This is a genomic window from Marivibrio halodurans, assembly GCF_017963645.1.
In the GTDB taxonomy this organism is placed as follows: domain Bacteria; phylum Pseudomonadota; class Alphaproteobacteria; order UBA8366; family Aestuariispiraceae; genus Marivibrio; species Marivibrio halodurans.
In genome coordinates, this window is the sequence record NZ_JAGMWN010000008.1 from 26,117 (window position 1) to 43,448 (window position 17,332).

At 67.1% G+C, this 17,332-nt stretch carries 17 protein-coding genes; 14 read left to right on the forward strand and 3 right to left on the reverse strand.

The window, feature by feature from the left end; translation table 11 throughout:
- Nucleotides 1–3: 3 nt before the first annotated feature.
- From urtC to KAJ83_RS15525, 14 genes are all read left to right on the forward strand, one after another.
- A complete protein-coding gene (gene urtC / locus KAJ83_RS15460; RefSeq protein ID WP_246484697.1) occupies nucleotides 4–1,179 on the forward strand; it encodes an urea ABC transporter permease subunit UrtC in 1,176 nt (391 codons plus the stop codon).
- 5 nt (nucleotides 1,180–1,184) lie between these two features.
- Nucleotides 1,185–1,943: an urea ABC transporter ATP-binding protein UrtD gene (gene urtD, locus KAJ83_RS15465; RefSeq protein WP_210683006.1), complete on the forward strand. Its 759-nt coding sequence runs from the start codon at nucleotides 1,185–1,187 to the stop codon at nucleotides 1,941–1,943.
- Nucleotides 1,943–2,638, forward strand: coding sequence for an urea ABC transporter ATP-binding subunit UrtE (gene urtE, locus KAJ83_RS15470; RefSeq protein WP_210683007.1), 696 nt, complete (start codon nucleotides 1,943–1,945; stop codon nucleotides 2,636–2,638). Before urtD ends, urtE begins: the two co-directional genes overlap by 1 nt.
- 10 nt (nucleotides 2,639–2,648) lie before the next feature.
- Complete coding sequence (ureE, locus tag KAJ83_RS15475; protein WP_210683008.1) at nucleotides 2,649–3,143, forward strand: urease accessory protein UreE; 495 nt, start codon at nucleotides 2,649–2,651, stop codon at nucleotides 3,141–3,143.
- Nucleotides 3,140–3,826, forward strand: coding sequence for an urease accessory protein UreF (locus KAJ83_RS15480; protein WP_210683009.1), 687 nt, complete (start codon nucleotides 3,140–3,142; stop codon nucleotides 3,824–3,826). The genes ureE and KAJ83_RS15480 overlap by 4 nt, the downstream gene beginning before the upstream one ends.
- A gap of 35 nt (nucleotides 3,827–3,861) precedes the next feature.
- On the forward strand, nucleotides 3,862–4,560 hold the full coding sequence (locus KAJ83_RS15485) for an urease subunit beta (RefSeq protein ID WP_210683010.1): 699 nt from the start codon (nucleotides 3,862–3,864) through the stop codon (nucleotides 4,558–4,560).
- 4 nt (nucleotides 4,561–4,564) lie between these two features.
- A complete protein-coding gene (ureC, locus tag KAJ83_RS15490) occupies nucleotides 4,565–6,277 on the forward strand; it encodes an urease subunit alpha (protein WP_210683011.1) in 1,713 nt (570 codons plus the stop codon).
- Entirely contained in the window at nucleotides 6,274–7,062 is a 789-nt protein-coding gene (gene ureG, locus KAJ83_RS15495; RefSeq protein ID WP_210683012.1) for an urease accessory protein UreG, read from the forward strand. Before ureC ends, ureG begins: the two co-directional genes overlap by 4 nt.
- On the forward strand, nucleotides 7,059–8,075 hold the full coding sequence (locus KAJ83_RS15500; protein ID WP_210683013.1) for an urease accessory protein UreD: 1,017 nt from the start codon (nucleotides 7,059–7,061) through the stop codon (nucleotides 8,073–8,075). The genes ureG and KAJ83_RS15500 overlap by 4 nt, the downstream gene beginning before the upstream one ends.
- A gap of 82 nt (nucleotides 8,076–8,157) precedes the next feature.
- Nucleotides 8,158–8,379, forward strand: coding sequence for a hypothetical protein (locus KAJ83_RS15505; RefSeq protein ID WP_210683014.1), 222 nt, complete (start codon nucleotides 8,158–8,160; stop codon nucleotides 8,377–8,379).
- Nucleotides 8,376–9,899, forward strand: a complete 1,524-nt coding sequence (locus KAJ83_RS15510) for an amidase (protein WP_210683015.1) — start codon at nucleotides 8,376–8,378, stop codon at nucleotides 9,897–9,899. The genes KAJ83_RS15505 and KAJ83_RS15510 overlap by 4 nt, the downstream gene beginning before the upstream one ends.
- 58 nt (nucleotides 9,900–9,957) lie before the next feature.
- Complete coding sequence (locus KAJ83_RS15515) at nucleotides 9,958–10,998, forward strand: aliphatic amidase (RefSeq protein WP_210683016.1); 1,041 nt, start codon at nucleotides 9,958–9,960, stop codon at nucleotides 10,996–10,998.
- A gap of 123 nt (nucleotides 10,999–11,121) precedes the next feature.
- Nucleotides 11,122–11,919 carry a CbbQ/NirQ/NorQ/GpvN family protein gene (locus KAJ83_RS15520; protein WP_210683017.1) on the forward strand — a complete coding sequence of 266 codons (798 nt, stop codon included), beginning with the start codon at nucleotides 11,122–11,124 and terminating at the stop codon, nucleotides 11,917–11,919.
- A 12-nt stretch (nucleotides 11,920–11,931) separates the two neighbouring features.
- A complete protein-coding gene (locus KAJ83_RS15525; RefSeq protein ID WP_210683018.1) occupies nucleotides 11,932–14,277 on the forward strand; it encodes a nitric oxide reductase activation protein NorD in 2,346 nt (781 codons plus the stop codon).
- A 56-nt stretch (nucleotides 14,278–14,333) separates the two neighbouring features.
- Here KAJ83_RS15525 and KAJ83_RS15530 read toward each other — a convergent pair whose 3' ends face one another.
- The 3 genes from KAJ83_RS15530 to KAJ83_RS15540 form a co-directional block, all read right to left on the reverse strand.
- Complete coding sequence (locus KAJ83_RS15530; RefSeq protein WP_210683019.1) at nucleotides 14,334–16,430, reverse strand: TonB-dependent copper receptor; 2,097 nt, start codon at nucleotides 16,428–16,430, stop codon at nucleotides 14,334–14,336.
- A gap of 67 nt (nucleotides 16,431–16,497) precedes the next feature.
- Nucleotides 16,498–16,896 (reverse strand): hypothetical protein, encoded by a 399-nt coding sequence (locus KAJ83_RS15535; protein WP_210683020.1) that lies wholly within the window; start codon nucleotides 16,894–16,896, stop codon nucleotides 16,498–16,500.
- Between the two features lie 124 nt (nucleotides 16,897–17,020).
- Nucleotides 17,021–17,323 (reverse strand): cupin domain-containing protein, encoded by a 303-nt coding sequence (locus KAJ83_RS15540; RefSeq protein WP_210683021.1) that lies wholly within the window; start codon nucleotides 17,321–17,323, stop codon nucleotides 17,021–17,023.
- Nucleotides 17,324–17,332: the final 9 nt, after the last annotated feature.

Below are 17,332 nucleotides of genomic sequence, written 5' to 3' on the forward strand. Positions count from 1 at the left end.
GCCATGCATGCCTTCGTCGCCGACCGTCGCCGGCTCGAATTCCTGGCCTATGCGCTGTTCATCGCCGGGGTCCTGGCCATGCCCTTGTTCATCGATGCCTTCTGGCTGAACCGGATCGCGAAATATCTGGTCTATGGCATGCTCGGCCTCGCGATCGCGCTGTCCTGGGGCTATGCCGGCATTCTCAATCTGGGCCAGGGGCTGTTCTTCGGCTTCGGCGCCTACATGGCGGCCATGTCGCTGAAGCTGCAGAGCTATACCTCGTTGCAGCAGGGGTCCGACAAACCGATTCCGGACTTCATGCTCTGGAACGCGGAACCGAATGCCCCGACCGATCTGTGCTGCATCAACGAGGGCTCCTTCCTCTGGCTGCCGTTCCAGGCGCAATGGTTCGGCATGGCGATGGCCATCCTGGCGCCGACCCTGATCGCCTATCTGGTCGGCTCCGCGATCTTCCGGCTGCGCATCTCGGGCGTCTATGTGGCGATCATCACGCTGGCGCTGGTCCTGCTCACCCGGTTGCTGATTATCGACGCCCAGCCGGTGACCAACGGCTTCAACGGTCTGACCGACCTTGGTTGGCTCACCATCGGCGGGTTCGAATTCGATCCCTACATGACGCAGACCTACTATCTCGTCGCCGCCGGGATGGTCGTCGTGCTGCTCGCGACGCGACTGCTGGTCGCGACGCGGGCGGGGCTGATCCTGCAATCGACCCGGGACGATCCGAACCGCGCGCGCTATCTCGGCTACAATGTCGCGGCCTATCAGGTGTTCTTCTTCACCGTCTCGGCGGCGATCGCCGGCTTCGCGGGCATGCTCTACGTCATCGCGGCTGAGTTCGCCTCGCCCACCTTCATGGATCTCACCTTCTCCATCAGCATGGTGGTCTGGGCGGCGGTCGGCGGCCGCGCGTCCCTGCTGGGCGCCTGCATCGGCGCGATCCTGATCAACACGATCGAGGCCTCCGTCAGCGAAAGCGAGATGCTTCAGGAAGGGTGGAAGCTGATCATCGGCTTCCTTTTCGTGCTGGTGGTGCTGTTCATGCCGCGTGGCCTGGCGGGGCTGGTCAATGACATGCTCGACCGGATCGAGGCCATGCTGAAACCCGGGGCCGCGCGCCCGCCCGCCACCACCAAGACCGCCGCCGCCACGGCGGCCGAGAAGCCCGGGGAGTGAGCATCATGGCTTCGGCGAAGGGCAAGGCCCTGACGATCGACGGGCTGACGGTCGATTTCGGCGGCTTCAAGGCGGTCGATGGTTTCTCGATGATCGTGGGAGACGGGGAGTTGCGCGTTCTGCTGGGCGCGAACGGCGCGGGCAAGACGACCCTGATGGACCTGATCAGCGGCAAGACCCGATCGACCGACGGCAGCGTCCATCTCTACGACCTGAACATCACCAATCAGGAGGAATACCGCATCGCCCGCGCCGGCGTCGGCCGCAAGTTCCAGATTCCCAGTATCTTCCGCGAACTGACGGTGGAGCAGAATCTGATCGTCGCCGGCACGCGCGAGCCGAGCGTTTTCCGCAACCTGACCTTCGGCATCAATCGCGAGGGGCGGCGCCGGTTGGAGGACGTGGTGGAACTCACCCGCCTCGGCGACGTTCTGGACAGGCCGGCGGGCGAGCTTTCGCACGGCGAGACCCAGTGGTTGGAGCTCGGCATGCTGGTGAGCCAGGGCGCGCGGGTCATCCTGCTGGACGAGCCGACCGCCGGCATGACCCAGGTCGAGACCCAGAAGACCGCCGAGCTGATCAACCGGATGAAGGGCGACCACACCATCCTGGTCGTCGAGCACGACATGGCCTTCGTCCGCGAGATCGCCAGCACCATCACCGTCATGCATCTCGGCAAGCTGCTCGCCGAGGGGTCGATGGCGGAGATCGAGTCCAATCAGGCGGTCCGGGACGCCTATCTCGGCAGCGGAGGGATTCACTGATGCTCGCGCTCAGCCATATCGACAGCTACTACGGCGCCAGTCACATCCTGCATGATTTGTCGGTCGAGGCGCGGGGTCGGGAAATCCTGGCCGTCCTGGGGCGCAACGGCGTCGGCAAGACGACGCTGCTCAAGACCATAATGGGGCTGACCGACCGCTGCACGGGGACGCTGGTTCTCGACGCGAAGGATTTCTCGACCGCCGCCACCTTCGAGCGCGCGCGCGCCGGCATCGGCTATGTGCCGCAGGGCCGGCAAATCATTCCCGACTTCACGATCCGCGAGAACATCCTGATGGGCGGGTTCGCGGCGGCCAATGGCGGGGGACGGATTCCGGACACGGTGGCGGAACTCTTCCCCTATCTGATGGACAATCTCGACCGGCCGGGCGGGGTGCTCTCCGGCGGCCAGCAACAGCAACTGGCCATCGCCCGGGCGCTGGCGATGGAGCCCTCCATCCTGCTGATGGACGAGCCGACGGAGGGCATCCAACCCAATATCGTCGAGCAGATCGAGCAGACCATCGTGCGTCTCAACAAGGAGTTCGAACTCACCATCATCCTGGTCGAGCAGAATGTCCGCTTCGCGCGCGAGGCCGCCGACAGCTTCGTCATGATGGAGAACGGCCGTGTCGTGGAGGCCGATGCCATCGACGGGCTGACCGACGCCATCATCGCCAAGCACATGACGATCTGAGGAGCGCGCCATGTTGATGATAGCACGCATCCTCGGCGCCTCGGACGATCCGGATCTGCATGCCCGCCTGCATGCGCACGAGCACGCGGATACGCGCGAATGGGTGACACTGTCCCGCGCGGATCTGGCCCGCCGGCGCATGCGTGTGGCGAGCGACCGGGGAACCGAGATCGCGATCGCCCTGCCCCGGGATACGCCGCTGTTCGATGGGGCGGTGCTGCATCTCGACGCGGCGCGCGCGATCGTCGTGCGCATGGAGGCGGAGGAATGGCTGCGCCTGCGTCCGCGCGACACCGATGCCGCGCTGCGGATCGGCTATCACGCGGGCAATCTGCATTGGCGCGCGCGTTTCGAGGGCGATGATCTGCTGGTCGCGCTGGAACGGCCGCGCGCCACCTATCTCGACCGGCTGGCGGCGTTTCTCGCCGATGGCGATATTCGGCTGATCGGAACGGGTGGGGATGACGAGACGAAGACGCCCGCGCGCGCCGGGGGGCGGGCATGAGCACGCGTTCGACCGTCGAGACCCTGACGCTTCTTCAGACGAGCGACAGCGCCTTCCCCAGCGGGGCCTTCGCCTTCTCCCACGGGCTGGAGACCCTGGCCGCGGAAGGGCACGTCGCCGGCGCCCCGGCGGTCGAGGCGGTGCTGTTGGAACAGGTCCTGCCGCGATGGCTCGGCTTCGATCGATGGTTTCTCGCGCGGGCGCATGAGGTGTCGGGCGTGGCAACTCCCGATGCGCTCCATCAGGTGGATGCGCTGTGCGAGGCGCATAACTCCGTCGCTTCCCTCGCCGAGGCGTCGCGCCGCATCGGACGGTCGACGCTCGTCACCCATGCCCGGCTCGGCACGCCGGGCGCGGCGACGTTCCGGGATCGTATCCAGGCGGGGACCGGCTTCGGCCATGCGCCGGTGGTGCAGGGCGCGCTGGCCCGCGCGCTCGGTCTGGCGGCGGGGGATGCCGCGACCGGCGCCCTTTTCGCCTGCATGAGCGCGAGTGTCTCGGCCGCCGTGCGGCTCGGCGTGCTGGGCGCGCTCGACGCGCAGCGTCTGCTCCTGGCGATGCGCGGGCCGATGGCCGAGGGGCTGGCGGCTCCGATGCCCGACAGCCCGGCCGCCTTCAGTCCGCTCATCGATATCGCGGCGATGCGCCACGCGATGTCCGAGACACGACTGTTCGCGGCGTAGGGAATGGAAAAAGGAAAGGGGAGGAGGCAGGTTCGATGCTTCTGACGCCAACCGAGATGGAGCGGCTGACGATCTTCACCGCCGCCGAGATGGCGCGGCGGCGGCGTGCGAAGGGGTTGAAGCTGAACTACCCCGAGGCGACGGCGCTGATCTGCGACGAAATCCTGGAGGGCGCGCGCGAGGGGCGTGGCGTCGCGGACCTGATCGGTTTCGGTTCGACGATCCTTTCCTCGGACGATGTCATGCCGGGCGTGGCCGAGATCATGCCGATGATCCAGGTCGAGGCTGGCTTTCCCGACGGCACCAAGCTCGTCACCGTTCACGACCCGATCCGGCCCGGCGCGGAGGCGACGCCGGACGATGCCGTCACCCCGGGCGAGATCGTCGCGGAGGCGGGCGAGATCGAACTCAATGCCGGGCGCGAGAAGACCGCGCTGACCGCGCTCAACACCGGCGACCGGCCGGTGCAGGTCGGGTCCCACTATCATTTCTTCGAGATCAACAAGGCGATGGATTTCGACCGCGCGGCCGCCTTCGGCAAGCGTCTCGACATCCCGTCCGGCACGGCCGTGCGCTTCGAGCCGGGCCAGAGCAAGGAGGTCACCCTCGTTCCCTTCGGTGGGACCGGCGTGCTGGGCGGGTTGAACCAACTGACCCAGGGCGATGCGAACGGCGCGGCGGCGAAGGAAGCGGCGTTGGACCGCGCGCGCCAGCGTGGCTTTAAGGGGGCATGAGGGCATGGCGGTAATGACGCGGGCGGCCTATGCCGCGATGTACGGCCCCACCAAGGGGGATCTGATCCGGCTCGGCGACACCGCCCTGATGGCGGAAATCGAGCATGACTATGCCGTGCCGGGGGAGGAATGCCTGCATGGCGGCGGCAAGACGTTGCGCGATGGGCTGGGCCTCGTCGCCGGGGCGACCTCGAAGCAGGGGGTCCTCGATTTCCTGATCTGCAATGTCGTCGTGATCGATCCCGTTCTGGGTATCGTGAAGGGCGATCTCGGCATGAAGGACGGCCGCATCGTCGGTGTCGGCAAGGCCGGCAATCCGGAAATCATGGACGGCGTTCACCCCGAACTGATCGTCGGCGCCGCGACCACCGTGCGCGACGGCGAGGGGATGATCGCCACCGCCGGGGCGATCGACGTGCATGTCCATTTCGACAGCGCGCAACTGGTGGAGCATGCCATCGCCAGCGGCATCACGACCATGCTGGGCGGTTCCCTCGGTCCCATCACGGTCGGGATCGACAGCGGCGGGCCCTTCAATGTCGGCAAGATGCTGCAGGCGGCGGAGGAATGGCCGATGAATTTCGGATTCCTCGGCCGTGGGAATTCGCACAAGCCGGACTCCCTGGTGGAGCAGATCGAGACCGGCTGCCTCGGCCTCAAGATCCATGAGGATTGGGGCGCCATGCCCGCGGCGATCGATTGCTGCCTGGGGGTGGCGGACGACCTCGACTTCCAGGTTCAGCTCCACACCGACACGCTGAACGAAAGCGGTTTCGTGGAGGATACGCTGGCCGCGATCGGCGGGCGCGCCATCCATATGTATCACACCGAGGGCGCGGGCGGCGGTCACGCGCCGGATATCATCCGCGTCGCCGGGGTGGCGAACTGCCTGCCCTCCTCCACCAACCCGACGAACCCCTTCACGGTGAATACCTTCGACGAGCACCTCGACATGACGATGGTGTGCCATCACCTGAACCCGTCGATCCCGGAGGATGTCGCCTTCGCCGAAAGCCGCATCCGCGCCCAGACCATCGCGGCGGAGGATGTGCTGCACGATATCGGCGCGATCTCGATGCTGGGCTCCGACAGCCAGGGCATGGGGCGCATCGCCGAGGTGATCTGCCGGACCTGGCAACTCGCCTCCAAGATGAAGGTCCAGCGTGGCCGGCTGCCGGACGAGACGGCGGCCAAGGGCGACAATCTGCGCATCAAGCGCTTCCTCGCGAAATACACGATCAATGCCGCCCGCTGTTTCGGGATCGAGCCGCATGTCGGCAGCCTGGAGCCGGGCAAGATGGCGGATGTCGTCCTGTGGAAGCCCGCGCTTTTCGGCATCAAGCCGGAGATCGTGGTGAAGGGCGGCTTCATCGCCTGGGGCGCGATGGGCGACAGCGCGGCCAGCCTGATGACCTGCGAGCCGCTGCGCATGCGCCCGCAATGGGGCGCCTTCGGCCGTGCCCGGCAGGCGTTGAGCGCATGCTTCGTCAATCCCCGCGCGATCGCGGCCGGGCTCTCCGACACGCTCGACCTCAAGAAGCCGCTCCTGCCGGCCAGCGGCACGCGGGCGCTGCGCAAGAAGGACATGCATCTGAACGACGCCTGTCCGGAGATCACGGTCGACCCGGCGACCTTCGAGGTCTTCGTCGACGGGGAATTGGCGACCTGCGAGCCGGCGCGCGAGCTTCCCCTGGCCCAAAGGTATATGTTGCGATGAACGAGGTGGTGCATCTTCCCCGCGCCGGCGGATCGGCGGACGTCTCGATAGGCGGCGCGCGCGGACCCGCGCGCATCGGTATCGGCGGGCCCGTCGGTTCCGGCAAGACGGCGCTGATCGAGCGCCTGATCCCCGCCTTCCACGCGCGTGGCGCGGAATTGGCGGTCGTGACCAACGACCTCGTCACCAAGGAGGATGCCGAGCGCCTGAAGCGCGGCGGCCTGATCGATCCGGCCCGCGTGCGCGCGGTCGAGGCCGGGGCCTGCCCCCACACCGTCATCCGCGAGGACCCGACCCTCAACATCACGGCGGCGGACGAGTTGGAGGCTGACTTCCCCACGCTCGACCTGATCGTGATCGAGAGCGGCGGCGACAACCTCGCCTCCACCTTCTCGCTGGACCTCGTCGATTGGTGGATGTTCGTGATCGACGTGGCCCAGGGCGACGATATCCCGCGCAAGCGGGGCCCCGGAATCCTGCAATCCGATCTGCTGGTCATCAACAAGATCGACCTCGCCCCCCATGTCGGCGTGGACGCCGACGCGATCCTGGCGGAAGCGCGCGCGATCCGGGGAGAGAAGGCCACGCTCGCCTGCCGGTGCCGACCTGGTGGTACGTGGCTTGGTGGCGCGGGAACCGGTGGCGCGGGAACCGGTGGCGGGCGGATCGGGGACACGGATGACGGGGTGGATGCGATCGTGGATGCGATCGACCGCGCCGTTCTGTTCCTCGGCGAACGGCGGCCGATACCGGATGCCGGACCCGACATGGAGACCGCGCGATGACGGCGCTGCGTCGCCCATCGCCCGCGCGCGACGACGCGCCGAAGGCCGAGGCAGGGGGCGACAAGGGCGTCGATTCCGAAGAGACCGGGCAATACGGCCTGCCGGGCGGGCCGAGACGGGTGGCGGCGGCGCTTCTCTTTCGCCGGGCGGGTCATCAACCGGGCGCGCGCACCTTCCTTGCCCGCCAGCATACGCCGCATCCGTTCCATATGACCCGCCCCTTCCATTTCCCGGATGATCCGCCGGGAATGGCGACGCTCTATCTGCAATCCTCGTCGGGCGGTCTCTATGGCGACGACGACCTCACCCTCGACATCTGGGCGGAGGCCGGCGCGGCGGCGCAAATCACGACCCAGGCCTCCACCATCGTCCACGCGGCGCGCGGCGGGGTGACGCGTCAGACGGTGCGGCTTCGCGCCGACTCGGGCGCATTGCTCGAATATCTGCCGGACCCGGTGATCCTCTTCCCCGGTGCGGATATCGCGGCCCGGGTGGAGGCGCGGGTCGCGCCGGGGGCGGTCGCGATGCTTTCCGATTCCTTCCTGGCTCATGATCCGGACGGCGCGGATGCCCGGTTCCTCCGGTTCGAGAATGCGATCGTCATCCATCGCGGCGCGGTGGTGGAAGACGGATGGGCGGAAGACGGGGCGGCGGCCCCGACGCTCGTCGATCGCATGCGCCTCGCCGGGGCATGCTGGCCGGGACGGGGGACGGCGGTCCAGGATTTCCGCTGCCATGGCGCCTTCTTCCTGGTCAATCCGCCGGACGGCGCGCGCGCCGTGGAGGCAATGCGCGCGGCGCTTCTCGCCGTTGAACAGTCGGGCACGGACAGTGGCGGGACCGGGGGCGAGAGCCGCGCCTATTCCGCCGTGGAGCATATGCCCGGACGGGGAATCGTCGCCGCGCGGTTCCTGACCCGCGACGGCGCGCTGTTGAGCCGGATGCTGAACGAAGTCGCCGCCGCCGCGCGCCTGGCCGTGACCGGCTGGCCGCCTGCGCGCCGGCCGAAATGAGGCGGTCGGCATGACCCCAGGCACTACCCCAAGGAAGGGAGAGACGCATATGCAGAGTTCCATTCCAATGCGGTTCGCGATTATGTTCGCGTCAATTTGGCTGGCATGGCCCATGGGCGCGATGGCCCATCCGGGCCATTCCCTCGACATGGCGGTAGCGAGCCTGGACGAGATGCTCCATCTGGCGGGGCATATCCTGGGCAATCCGGCGGTGTTCCTGAGCGTCGTCGCCTTCGTGGTGCTGGCGCGGCTGGTGCGGCGCGGCATGTCGCGCGCGCGCGCCGGCGGGGAGGGGCGGTCATGACCCTGCGCCGGCCGGCCCTCGCCGATATCGAGGATATCTCCATCCGCTACGGCCTCGACCTGACGGAGGCGGAGGTCGCCGATCTCCAACCCCTGATCGGCGCCGTCATGGCGGGCTACGACACACTCGACCAGATCCCCGATCCGGTGCGCGCGGTGACGCCCGCGGTGCGCATCCCGGGACCACGCCCGGAGCCGGAGGACGACCCCCTCAACGGCATCGTGCGCACCTGCAGTGTCGAGGCCGCGCCGCCGGTTCCGGACGGCGCTCTCGGCGGCAAGCGCATCGGCCTCAAGGACACGGTCGCGATCGCGGGCATTCCGATGAGTTGCGCCTCGCGGCTGCTCTACGACTATACCCCCGATATCGACGCGACCGTCACCAAGCGTATCCTGGAGGCCGGTGGGCATATCACCGCCGTCCTCAACACGGATGATTTCGCCTTCTCCGGCGGTGGACACACGAGTTGCTACGGTCCCGGCCGCAACCCGGTCGATCCGGCGCATGTGCCGGGCGGAAGCTCCAACGGCTCCGCCACCGCGCCGGCGACCGGGCAGGTGGATATCGCGCTCGGCGGGGATCAGGGCGGGTCGATCCGCATCCCCGCCTCCTTCTCCGGCGTGGTGGGGCACAAGCCGACCCACGGCCTCGTCCCCTATACCGGCATCGTCGGCTTCGACCAGACGATCGACCACATCGGTCCGATGGCGCGCACGGTGGAGGAATGCGCGCGCATGCTGGGCGTCATCGCCGGCGTCGACGATACCGCGATCGACCCGCGACAGCCCGATACGATCGCGGTGCCGGACTATCTCGGCGCGCTCACGGGCGATCTGAAGGGGCTGAAGGTCGCCGTCGTGACCGAGGGGTTCGAGACCCCGGAGGCGATGGAGCGCGTCAACAAGGCCGTGCGCGCGGCGATCAAGCAGTTGGAGGATCTGGGCGCGGAGACCGCCGAGGTCTCCGTCCCGATGCATCGTCATGTCGTGCCGCTTTGGAACTGCATCGCGATCGAGGGGGGGCTCGACAGCTTCTATCACGGCCACACGGCCTATCAGGTGAAGGGCTATCAGAACCCGCGCCTGATCAGCGCGATGATGCGCGCGGTCAAGACCAATGCCGGGGATTTCTCGCCGACGGCGAAGCTCGGCGCCGTCGTGGGTCATTACATGCGCGAGCATTATCACGGCGTCTTCTATGCCCGGGCCCAGAACCTCTCGCGCAAGCTGACGTCGGCCTATGACGCGGTGTTGGCGTCGGCCGACCTCGTCGTCATGCCGACCACGCCCCAGACCGCCCACGCCATGCCCGCCATGCCGGAGGAGAACCGGGGCGAGCATATCGGCCAGGCGCTCAACATGGTTCACAACACGGCCGCGTTCGATCTGACGGGCCATCCCTCGATCTCCGTGCCCGTGAACGGCGTGGACGGGTTGCCGGTGGGGCTGATGCTGACCGGCCGGCATTTCGAGGACGCGACCGTGCTGCGCGCCGCCCACGCCTATCAACGGGCGGGCTAGCCGGAGCCGCCCGACATCCGATCCGCCGAGGATCCCCAGGAGGAAAAGGAGTAACCCCATGTTTCACGGTGATATCTCAAGCAGTAACGATACCGTCGGCGTCGCCGTCGTGAACTACAAGATGCCGCGCCTGCACACCAAGGAGGAGGTGCTGGAGAACGCGGCCAACATCGCCGAGATGATCAAGGGCATGAAGGTCGGCCTGCCCGGCATGGACCTCGTCATCTTCCCGGAATATTCGACCCACGGGATCATGTATGACGAGAAGGAGATGTACGAGACCGCCTCCGCCATTCCCGGCGACGAGACGGAAATCTTCGCCGCCGCCTGCCGCGAGGCGAATGTCTGGGGCGTCTTCTCGCTCACCGGCGAGCGGCATGAGGAGCATCCGAACAAGGCGCCCTACAACACGCTGATCCTGATGAACAATAAGGGCGAGATCGTCCAGAAGTACCGCAAGATCATGCCCTGGGTCCCGATCGAGGGCTGGTACCCCGGCAACTGCACCTATGTTTCCGAGGGGCCGAAGGGCATGAAGATCAGCCTGATCATCTGCGACGACGGCAATTATCCGGAAATCTGGCGCGACTGCGCGATGAAGGGCGCGGAACTGATCGTGCGCTGCCAGGGCTATATGTATCCGGCGAAGGACCAGCAGGTCGTCATGGCCAAGGCGATGGCCTGGGCCAACAACTCCTATGTCGCGGTCTCCAACGCGGCCGGCTTCGACGGCGTCTATTCCTATTTCGGCCATTCGGCGATCGTCGGCTTCGACGGCCGGACGCTCGGCGAATGCGGCGAGGAGGAAATGGGCATCCAGTACGCCCAGCTCTCGGTCTCCGCGATCCGCGACGCGCGCTCGACCGGGCAGTCGCAGAACCACCTCTTCAAGCTGCTGCACCGTGGCTATACCGGCATGATCGCCTCCGGTGACGGGGGCAGGGGCCTCGCCGAATGCCCGTTCGAGTTCTACACGAAATGGGCGGCCGATCCGGAAGGCACCCGCGAAATGGTGGAATCCCTGACCCGCAAGACCGTCGGGACGGAGGAGTGCCCGATGGACAATATTCCGAACCAGAAGACGGGTTCGCATCGCTGACCGTTCTCTCCCTGACGGTCGCGATTCCCCGGGCGGGCGCGCCGGGACGCAAGGCAAGCGGCGTCCCGGCGCGTCCGGTCCGGACCTCTTTCGATCCCCCTATTTGTCGAGGGCGCGCATCCCATGAGCCTGGACGCCTACCGGATAGAGACCGAACCCTTCTTCCACGCGGTGGGCAACGAGATCGCCCAGTTCGAGGCGGCCCATGCCGACCGTCTTCCGATGATGTTGAAGGGCCCGACGGGATGCGGGAAGACGCGTTTCATCGAGCATATGGCCTGGCGGTTGGGCAAGCCGCTCGTCACCGTTTCCTGCCATGAGGACATGACGGCCTCCGACCTCGTCGGACGCTACCTTCTGGAGGCGGAGGGAACCGTTTGGCAGGACGGCCCGCTCACCCGCGCGGTCAGGGAGGGGGCGATCTGCTATCTCGACGAGATCGTGGAGGCACGCCAGGACACGACCGTGGTGATCCACTCGCTGACCGATGACCGGCGCATCCTGCCGCTGGAGAAGAAGGGGGAACTGGTCACCGCGCATCCCGACTTCCACCTCGTGATTTCCTACAATCCCGGCTATCAGAGCGTTCTCAAGGACCTCAAGGAATCGACCAAGCAGCGCTTCTGCGCGATCGATTTCACCTATCCCGATGCCGCGACCGAGGCCGCGATCGTCGCCCGGGAATCCGGCGTCGATGCCGCGACGGCCGCGATCCTGATCCGGATCGCGGCGCGCTCGCGCAACCTGAAGGGCAGCGGCCTGGACGAGGGCGCCTCGACCCGCATGGTGATCAACGCGGGCAAGTTGATGGCTCGCGGCGTGACGCTGGGCGAGGCTTGCCGCATCGCGCTGGTTCAGCCGATCACCGACGATCCGGATATCCGCGACGCGTTGTCGAACGCGATCGCGGCCTGCGCGTGACGGGCGGCGGCTATGGCCGGAGGCAGCGCGGGACGAAGCGGCAAGGGCGGCTATCTGAAATTGGTTGTTGGCGGCGGAGCCTCGGAAGGCGGCGCGGCCCAGGGCGGCTCACCCGCGACCGCCGCCGCCGGGTCGGATCCGACCGCCATCGACCCCCGGGCCGCCGGCTTTCCCGAGAGCCACGCGGCGCCCTGGCTGCGCGCCTGCCGCAAGCTGGAGGGCGCGGGCTATGGCGACCCGGTGGTCCGGGCCTATCGCCGCGCCAGCCTGGCCTGCGCGCCGCTGGTCGGGCCGGGGGCGGCGGTCGATCTGGCCGACGCGGTTTCCGCCGTGACGATCAAGGCCGGGCGGGAGGCGGGCCAAGGCTTGAGCGATGCCGCGGTCAACGCGGCCCATCGCGCCAAGACGCCGCAGCTTTTCCTTTCCTGGGTCAATCTGATGCAGCGCCTTGCCGCGTTGGCGCCGGAATCGATCGGCGCGGTGCTGGAGCGCACGGATCTGCTGCTGGGCGAGTTGGGTGTCTCCGGCCTCGACTCCTGGGCGATGGCGGGCATTCGCGCCGGCGGCAACGATCCGGCGCGCCGGCGTGCCTTCTTCACGATGGCCGACCCGGAGGCCGAGCGCTGGTTTCACAGGGAAACCGGTGAGGTCGCCTTTCTTGAGGTCGAGCGGCGCATGCGTGCCTATCTCGCGAGCCTCTTCGACGTGCATCTTCCGCTGATCGAGGCGCCGGCCCACCTACCGCCCGCCCGGCGCCGGCGCACCAGTTTCAATCCGGCGATGATTCAGGTTCCGGGCGCCTATCCGGGCTATCGCGGCGAGCAGGCGGTCGATATCTATCGCGCGGCGCTCGCCCATGTGGGGGCGCATCTGCGTTATTCGCGCGAGCGCTTCCCGGTGGGGGCGTTGAAGCCGGTCCAGGTCGCCGTCGTATCGCTGATCGAGGATGCGCGGGTCGAGACATTGGCGATCCGGGAGTTCCCGGGCCTGTTGCGCGTCTGGCTGCCCTTCCATATCGCCCAATCGACCGGGGTGACCACGGCACCCAGCCTCTTCGCGCGACTGGCCCGCGCGCTGATCGATCCGGATTTCACCGATATCGACGGTTGGGTGCGCAAGGGGCGCGATCTGTTCCAGGCCCATCAAGGGGCGTTGGAGGATCCGGCCATGAGCCGCCATATCGGCAATCTGCTGGGCAATGACCTCGGTCAGATGCGGGTCCAGTTCAATGCCAAGTCCCATATCGTCGAGCCACCCTATCGTGACGACAATGCGGGTCTTTGGCATTTCGACGACGATATGATGGAGGAGGCGGAAAGCGAACTGGCGACCGAGGCTTTCTCCCTGCGCGAGCAGGATGGCGACACCGATCCGCCCGACCGCGAGCGGGAGGAGGAAACCCGCCCGGACGAACCCATGGGCCGCGCCGCGCCGGACGAGACCGCGGCGGAGCGGGAGGGTTGGCTCCTCGGCCGCTATCCGGAATATGATTACGTCTCCGGGATGGAACGGGAGGAGTGGGCCCGTGTCCTTGGCTTCGACCCACCGGACGGGGATGGCGCGCGCGCCGATGCCGTGCTGGCCCGGCGGCGGGTGGAGGTGGACCGGATATCCGCCCTCGTCCGCTCCTCCCGGGTGTCGCGGGCCCGTCGCATGAAACGTCAGCCGGAAGGGGAGACTCTCGATCTGGACGCCTGTATCGAGGCGATGACCGACCTGCGCGGCGGCGATAGCCCCGACCCGCGCGTCTATCAGACGATGCAGCGGCGGGACCGGGATCTCTCGGTCCAGGTGCTGCTGGATGTTTCCCAATCCACCGCCGACCGCCTGCCGGGGCGCGGGGACACGATCCTCGACATGGAGCGGGAGGCGACCCTGATGCTTGCCCATGCGATGGCGGCGATGAACGATCCCTTCGCGATCGCCGCCTTCGCCTCAAACGGGCGCGAGGAGGTGCGATACCTCCCGATCAAGCGTTTCGAGGAACCGTTCGACCGGGCCTGTCGTGGCCGGCTCTTCGGGCTCCAGGCCGGGCTCTCCACGCGCATGGGGGCGGCCCTGCGCCATGGTGCGCGGGACCTCGCCGGGGCGGGGACCTATCGCCGTCTGTTGATGGTCGTGACGGATGGCGAGCCCGCCGACATCGATTGCCCCGACGCGACCTATCTGGTGGAGGATGCGCGGCGCGCCGTCCAGTCGATCGCGCATTCGGGCATCGACGTCTTCTGCATCGCGCTGGGCGACGCGGACGAGCAGGTGCTGGGCCGTGTCTTCGGGCGCCGCAACATGGCGCGGATCGACAAGATATCCCGCCTGCCGGAGAAACTGCCGCTGGTCTATCTGCGCATGACCGCTTGAGAGGGTGGGGTGGGCACGTTGACTCCTTCCCTGCCTCCACCCTCTCACGCGTGCGTTCAGAACCTCGCCGACATACGCAAATAGACGCTGCGGCCCGGCTCGTTCACCTGAATGTCGTTCGGCTCGAAGGTCGCCGGCTTGTTCAGGTGATGGGCATAGGTGGCATCAAGCAGGTTGGTGACGCCGAAACCGATCTCGACCGGCTCGAAGGTCGTTACCGTCCCATGCAGGTCGAGCGTCATCCAGCCCGGTGTCTCGCGAACGTCCTGGCCGGTCCCGACCGTGGCGTCCGTATCCGCCCGGCCCTGCTTCGTGGCCGCGTGAAGCGTGCCGCCGAGGCTCCAGTCCCCAGTGTCATAGATAAGACCCAGCGATCCACTCAGGGGTGGCATTTGCGGCAATGGCAGGCCGGATTCCAGGTTCTCGCCATAGGTCCAGGCCACGCTGCCCTCCACGCGCCAAAGATCGGTGAGGGCATGGGCACCCCCCACCTCGACCCCGGCGATCAGGGCGTCCGTGTTGTGATAGATCATCGCCCCGTCGGAACGCAGCACGCCATATTCGCCTCTGGCCCGATCGGCGAGGATATAGTCGTCGACCCGGTTGATGTAGGTCGCGACGAAGGCGCTGGCGGTGTCGGCGCCGGTCCAGGTGGCGCCGATATCCAATTGATGGTGCTTTTCAGGGTCGATATCGGGGTTGCCGACCCGCGCCGCTGCTCCATAGCCGGAGGCGATGCCGCGTTCCGTTGCGTCGGCCGTGCGCACGGAACGCGAGAGGCCACCATTCAGCGTGATCCGGTCCGTGACATCCTTTTCGACCCGGACAAGACCGCCCAGATTGACCTCCGTGTGATCGTCGTAGCTGGTGCCGTAGTAGTCGCGATAGAGCGAGTTCGCCGTCCGGAACGCGCCGGAGACCATCGTGGTGGGGACCGCGTCGGCCTTGCCCGCCGTCGTGTGGACGAAATCGACGCGCGCTCCCGCGGTCAGCCGCAAATCCTGGGTCAACGGCAGGGTGGATTCCCCGAATAGGCCGACCTCGTTGATCGTGATGTCCGGCCAGGAATAGGTGCGCACGCTGTTCAGGGTGGGCATCATGCCCATGTAGCCTAGCGCCTGCCGGTTGTTCGTGCGCCCATCGAGGCCCAGTACGGTGTCTGTGTCCAGAAGGTCGAGATCGGCGGCCAAGCGTCCGCCCATCGTGTCGGAGTCGGCGACCGTCTTCATATACATACCCGACGGATCGCGCAGGCTGTAGTTGTCCATGACATGATCGACCCGATTGGCGTAGAAACTGCCCTCGATCGAGCGCAGCGTCTCGCCGTCGACCATCAAGCGGCCGCGTGCGCGGCCACCGACCGTGTCGGTCTCGGGGCTGTCCATCATGCCATTGAAAAGGGCGTCGCTGACCCGGTCGCGGGATAGGCCGACTTCCAGGAAGGAGCCATCCAGACCTTCCCGGCCCATCAATAGATCGCCGCCGACCTGCCGGAAGCCGGATCGAACCTTGTCGCCCGCCCCGTCCTCGTAACTGTTGGATCGGGTCCAACTGCCTTCAATGGAGGCATAGAACCCCTCCGCCGAGGCATCGATGCCGAGGCCAGTCGATGAGCCGTCGCCGTTTGAATCGACGCCGCTCCAGAAGGACCCGGAAATCGGCTCGTCGAGGTCCGGCGGCTGGCGGTCCAGCAGGATTGTGCCGCCACTGGCGCCGGGGCCGTTGGTGACGGTCTGATAGCCACGGATCACGGTCACCGAATCCTGGCTGCCCGGCCGTGCAAGCGAGGTCGGCGGGTCCATCCGGCCTGGGCAGGCACCGAATAGCTGCGCGCCGTTGTCGATGACCGTCAATTGGTTCTGCTGTTGGCCGCGAATAACCGGCTCGAACCCGTGACCGCCCGCGCGGGAGGAGGAGACGCCTGGGATTCCACGCAGGAACTCGCCTGTTTCCAGGACCGGTGCGCGGTCGGGGTCGCCGGGGTCGGATCGATGGATGGTGGAGGCGGGTAGGGACTGCGCCGGCTTCGGCGCCGGAATCATGATCCGCAGCAATTGATTGGTGTCGGCCGCCTCTTCCGCCAGCGCGGGAGAGGCGAACAGGGTGCCGGTGACGCACAAAATCATGCGTCCCGGAAGGGAGCGTTTGGACATGGGAACTCTCATCTTTCCTGAAAGGGTCGCTTGACCGGCCGCCAAGGGCGGGACGGTCGGAGATCGGTCAGGAAAGGACGGTCGGCGGTCCCCTGGCCCGTGGGGCATGAGGCTTCCGGGATACCGGCGGAATCGCGCCGGTGTCGATCCATGCCAGCCTGTCGGGATGGATGATGGTCCGCGCCGCGAGGCACGGCGCCTGGACAGCCGCGGCACCGTGCGTGCCCGGATAGCAGAAAAAGCATTGCGGGTCGGCGGAAGGGGTGCCGCCCGGGCCGTCATCGGAGGCCTTCGGCGTGCCGGTTCCCGGCGTGACGCAGAGCGCGGCGAAGGCGATCCGTGTCGCCGGATCGTTGGGAACATCGATGCGCACACCCGCCGTCGCGGGCATGAGGACACTCAGCCACGCGACGAGCAACAAGGTCAAGGCGCGCCGTCGGCGCGCGCTGGTCGCGGATCGGATCATCCCCTCCCTTTCGCAAGCCGACGAAACTCAGCCACGGTTGCCGCGCCGGATCAATCGGCATGCCTCATGTCATGAGGGGTAAAATGTCGCAGGCACTGGCTTGTAGCGGGTGACGGGCTGCCTCTCAGCGCTTCAATTCGATTTCCAGGAAGGCGAACTCACGGCCGCTCGCATTGACGACGTTATGCTCCACGCCGGCTTTGCGGAAATAGGGGATGCCGTTCGTAAGCTCCGCGCGCGAGGTGCCGTCGGCGCTCTCGATCTCCAACACCCCGTCGCCGAGCGGCACGACCACGTAATCGAGCGCGTGCCGGTGCCAGCCGGTCTCCGCGCCGTCGGCGAAGCGCCACTCGGTGGCGATCGTCTCCTCGGTATCGATGCGGAGGGTCGATTCCGCCTGGGGGCGGGATTTCGCGGATTGGGACATGGCGGGGCT

What these genes read in the sequence shown, in the direction of transcription:
- urtE (WP_210683007.1), top strand. Translation starts at nt 1,943, where the DNA reads ATGCTCGCGCTCAGCCATATCGACAGCTACTACGGCGCCAGTCACATC.
- KAJ83_RS15485 (WP_210683010.1), top strand. Translation starts at nt 3,862, where the DNA reads ATGCTTCTGACGCCAACCGAGATGGAGCGGCTGACGATCTTCACCGCC.
- KAJ83_RS15525 (WP_210683018.1), top strand. Translation starts at nt 11,932, where the DNA reads ATGGCCGGAGGCAGCGCGGGACGAAGCGGCAAGGGCGGCTATCTGAAA.
- KAJ83_RS15540 (WP_210683021.1), bottom strand. Translation starts at nt 17,323, where the DNA reads ATGTCCCAATCCGCGAAATCCCGCCCCCAGGCGGAATCGACCCTCCGC.
- ureE (WP_210683008.1), top strand. Translation starts at nt 2,649, where the DNA reads ATGTTGATGATAGCACGCATCCTCGGCGCCTCGGACGATCCGGATCTG.
- urtD (WP_210683006.1), top strand. Translation starts at nt 1,185, where the DNA reads ATGGCTTCGGCGAAGGGCAAGGCCCTGACGATCGACGGGCTGACGGTC.
- ureC (WP_210683011.1), top strand. Translation starts at nt 4,565, where the DNA reads ATGGCGGTAATGACGCGGGCGGCCTATGCCGCGATGTACGGCCCCACC.
- KAJ83_RS15535 (WP_210683020.1), bottom strand. Translation starts at nt 16,896, where the DNA reads ATGATCCGATCCGCGACCAGCGCGCGCCGACGGCGCGCCTTGACCTTG.
- KAJ83_RS15520 (WP_210683017.1), top strand. Translation starts at nt 11,122, where the DNA reads ATGAGCCTGGACGCCTACCGGATAGAGACCGAACCCTTCTTCCACGCG.
- KAJ83_RS15500 (WP_210683013.1), top strand. Translation starts at nt 7,059, where the DNA reads ATGACGGCGCTGCGTCGCCCATCGCCCGCGCGCGACGACGCGCCGAAG.
- KAJ83_RS15505 (WP_210683014.1), top strand. Translation starts at nt 8,158, where the DNA reads ATGTTCGCGTCAATTTGGCTGGCATGGCCCATGGGCGCGATGGCCCAT.
- KAJ83_RS15515 (WP_210683016.1), top strand. Translation starts at nt 9,958, where the DNA reads ATGTTTCACGGTGATATCTCAAGCAGTAACGATACCGTCGGCGTCGCC.
- KAJ83_RS15530 (WP_210683019.1), bottom strand. Translation starts at nt 16,430, where the DNA reads ATGTCCAAACGCTCCCTTCCGGGACGCATGATTTTGTGCGTCACCGGC.
- KAJ83_RS15510 (WP_210683015.1), top strand. Translation starts at nt 8,376, where the DNA reads ATGACCCTGCGCCGGCCGGCCCTCGCCGATATCGAGGATATCTCCATC.
- urtC (WP_246484697.1), top strand. Translation starts at nt 4, where the DNA reads ATGCATGCCTTCGTCGCCGACCGTCGCCGGCTCGAATTCCTGGCCTAT.
- ureG (WP_210683012.1), top strand. Translation starts at nt 6,274, where the DNA reads ATGAACGAGGTGGTGCATCTTCCCCGCGCCGGCGGATCGGCGGACGTC.
- KAJ83_RS15480 (WP_210683009.1), top strand. Translation starts at nt 3,140, where the DNA reads ATGAGCACGCGTTCGACCGTCGAGACCCTGACGCTTCTTCAGACGAGC.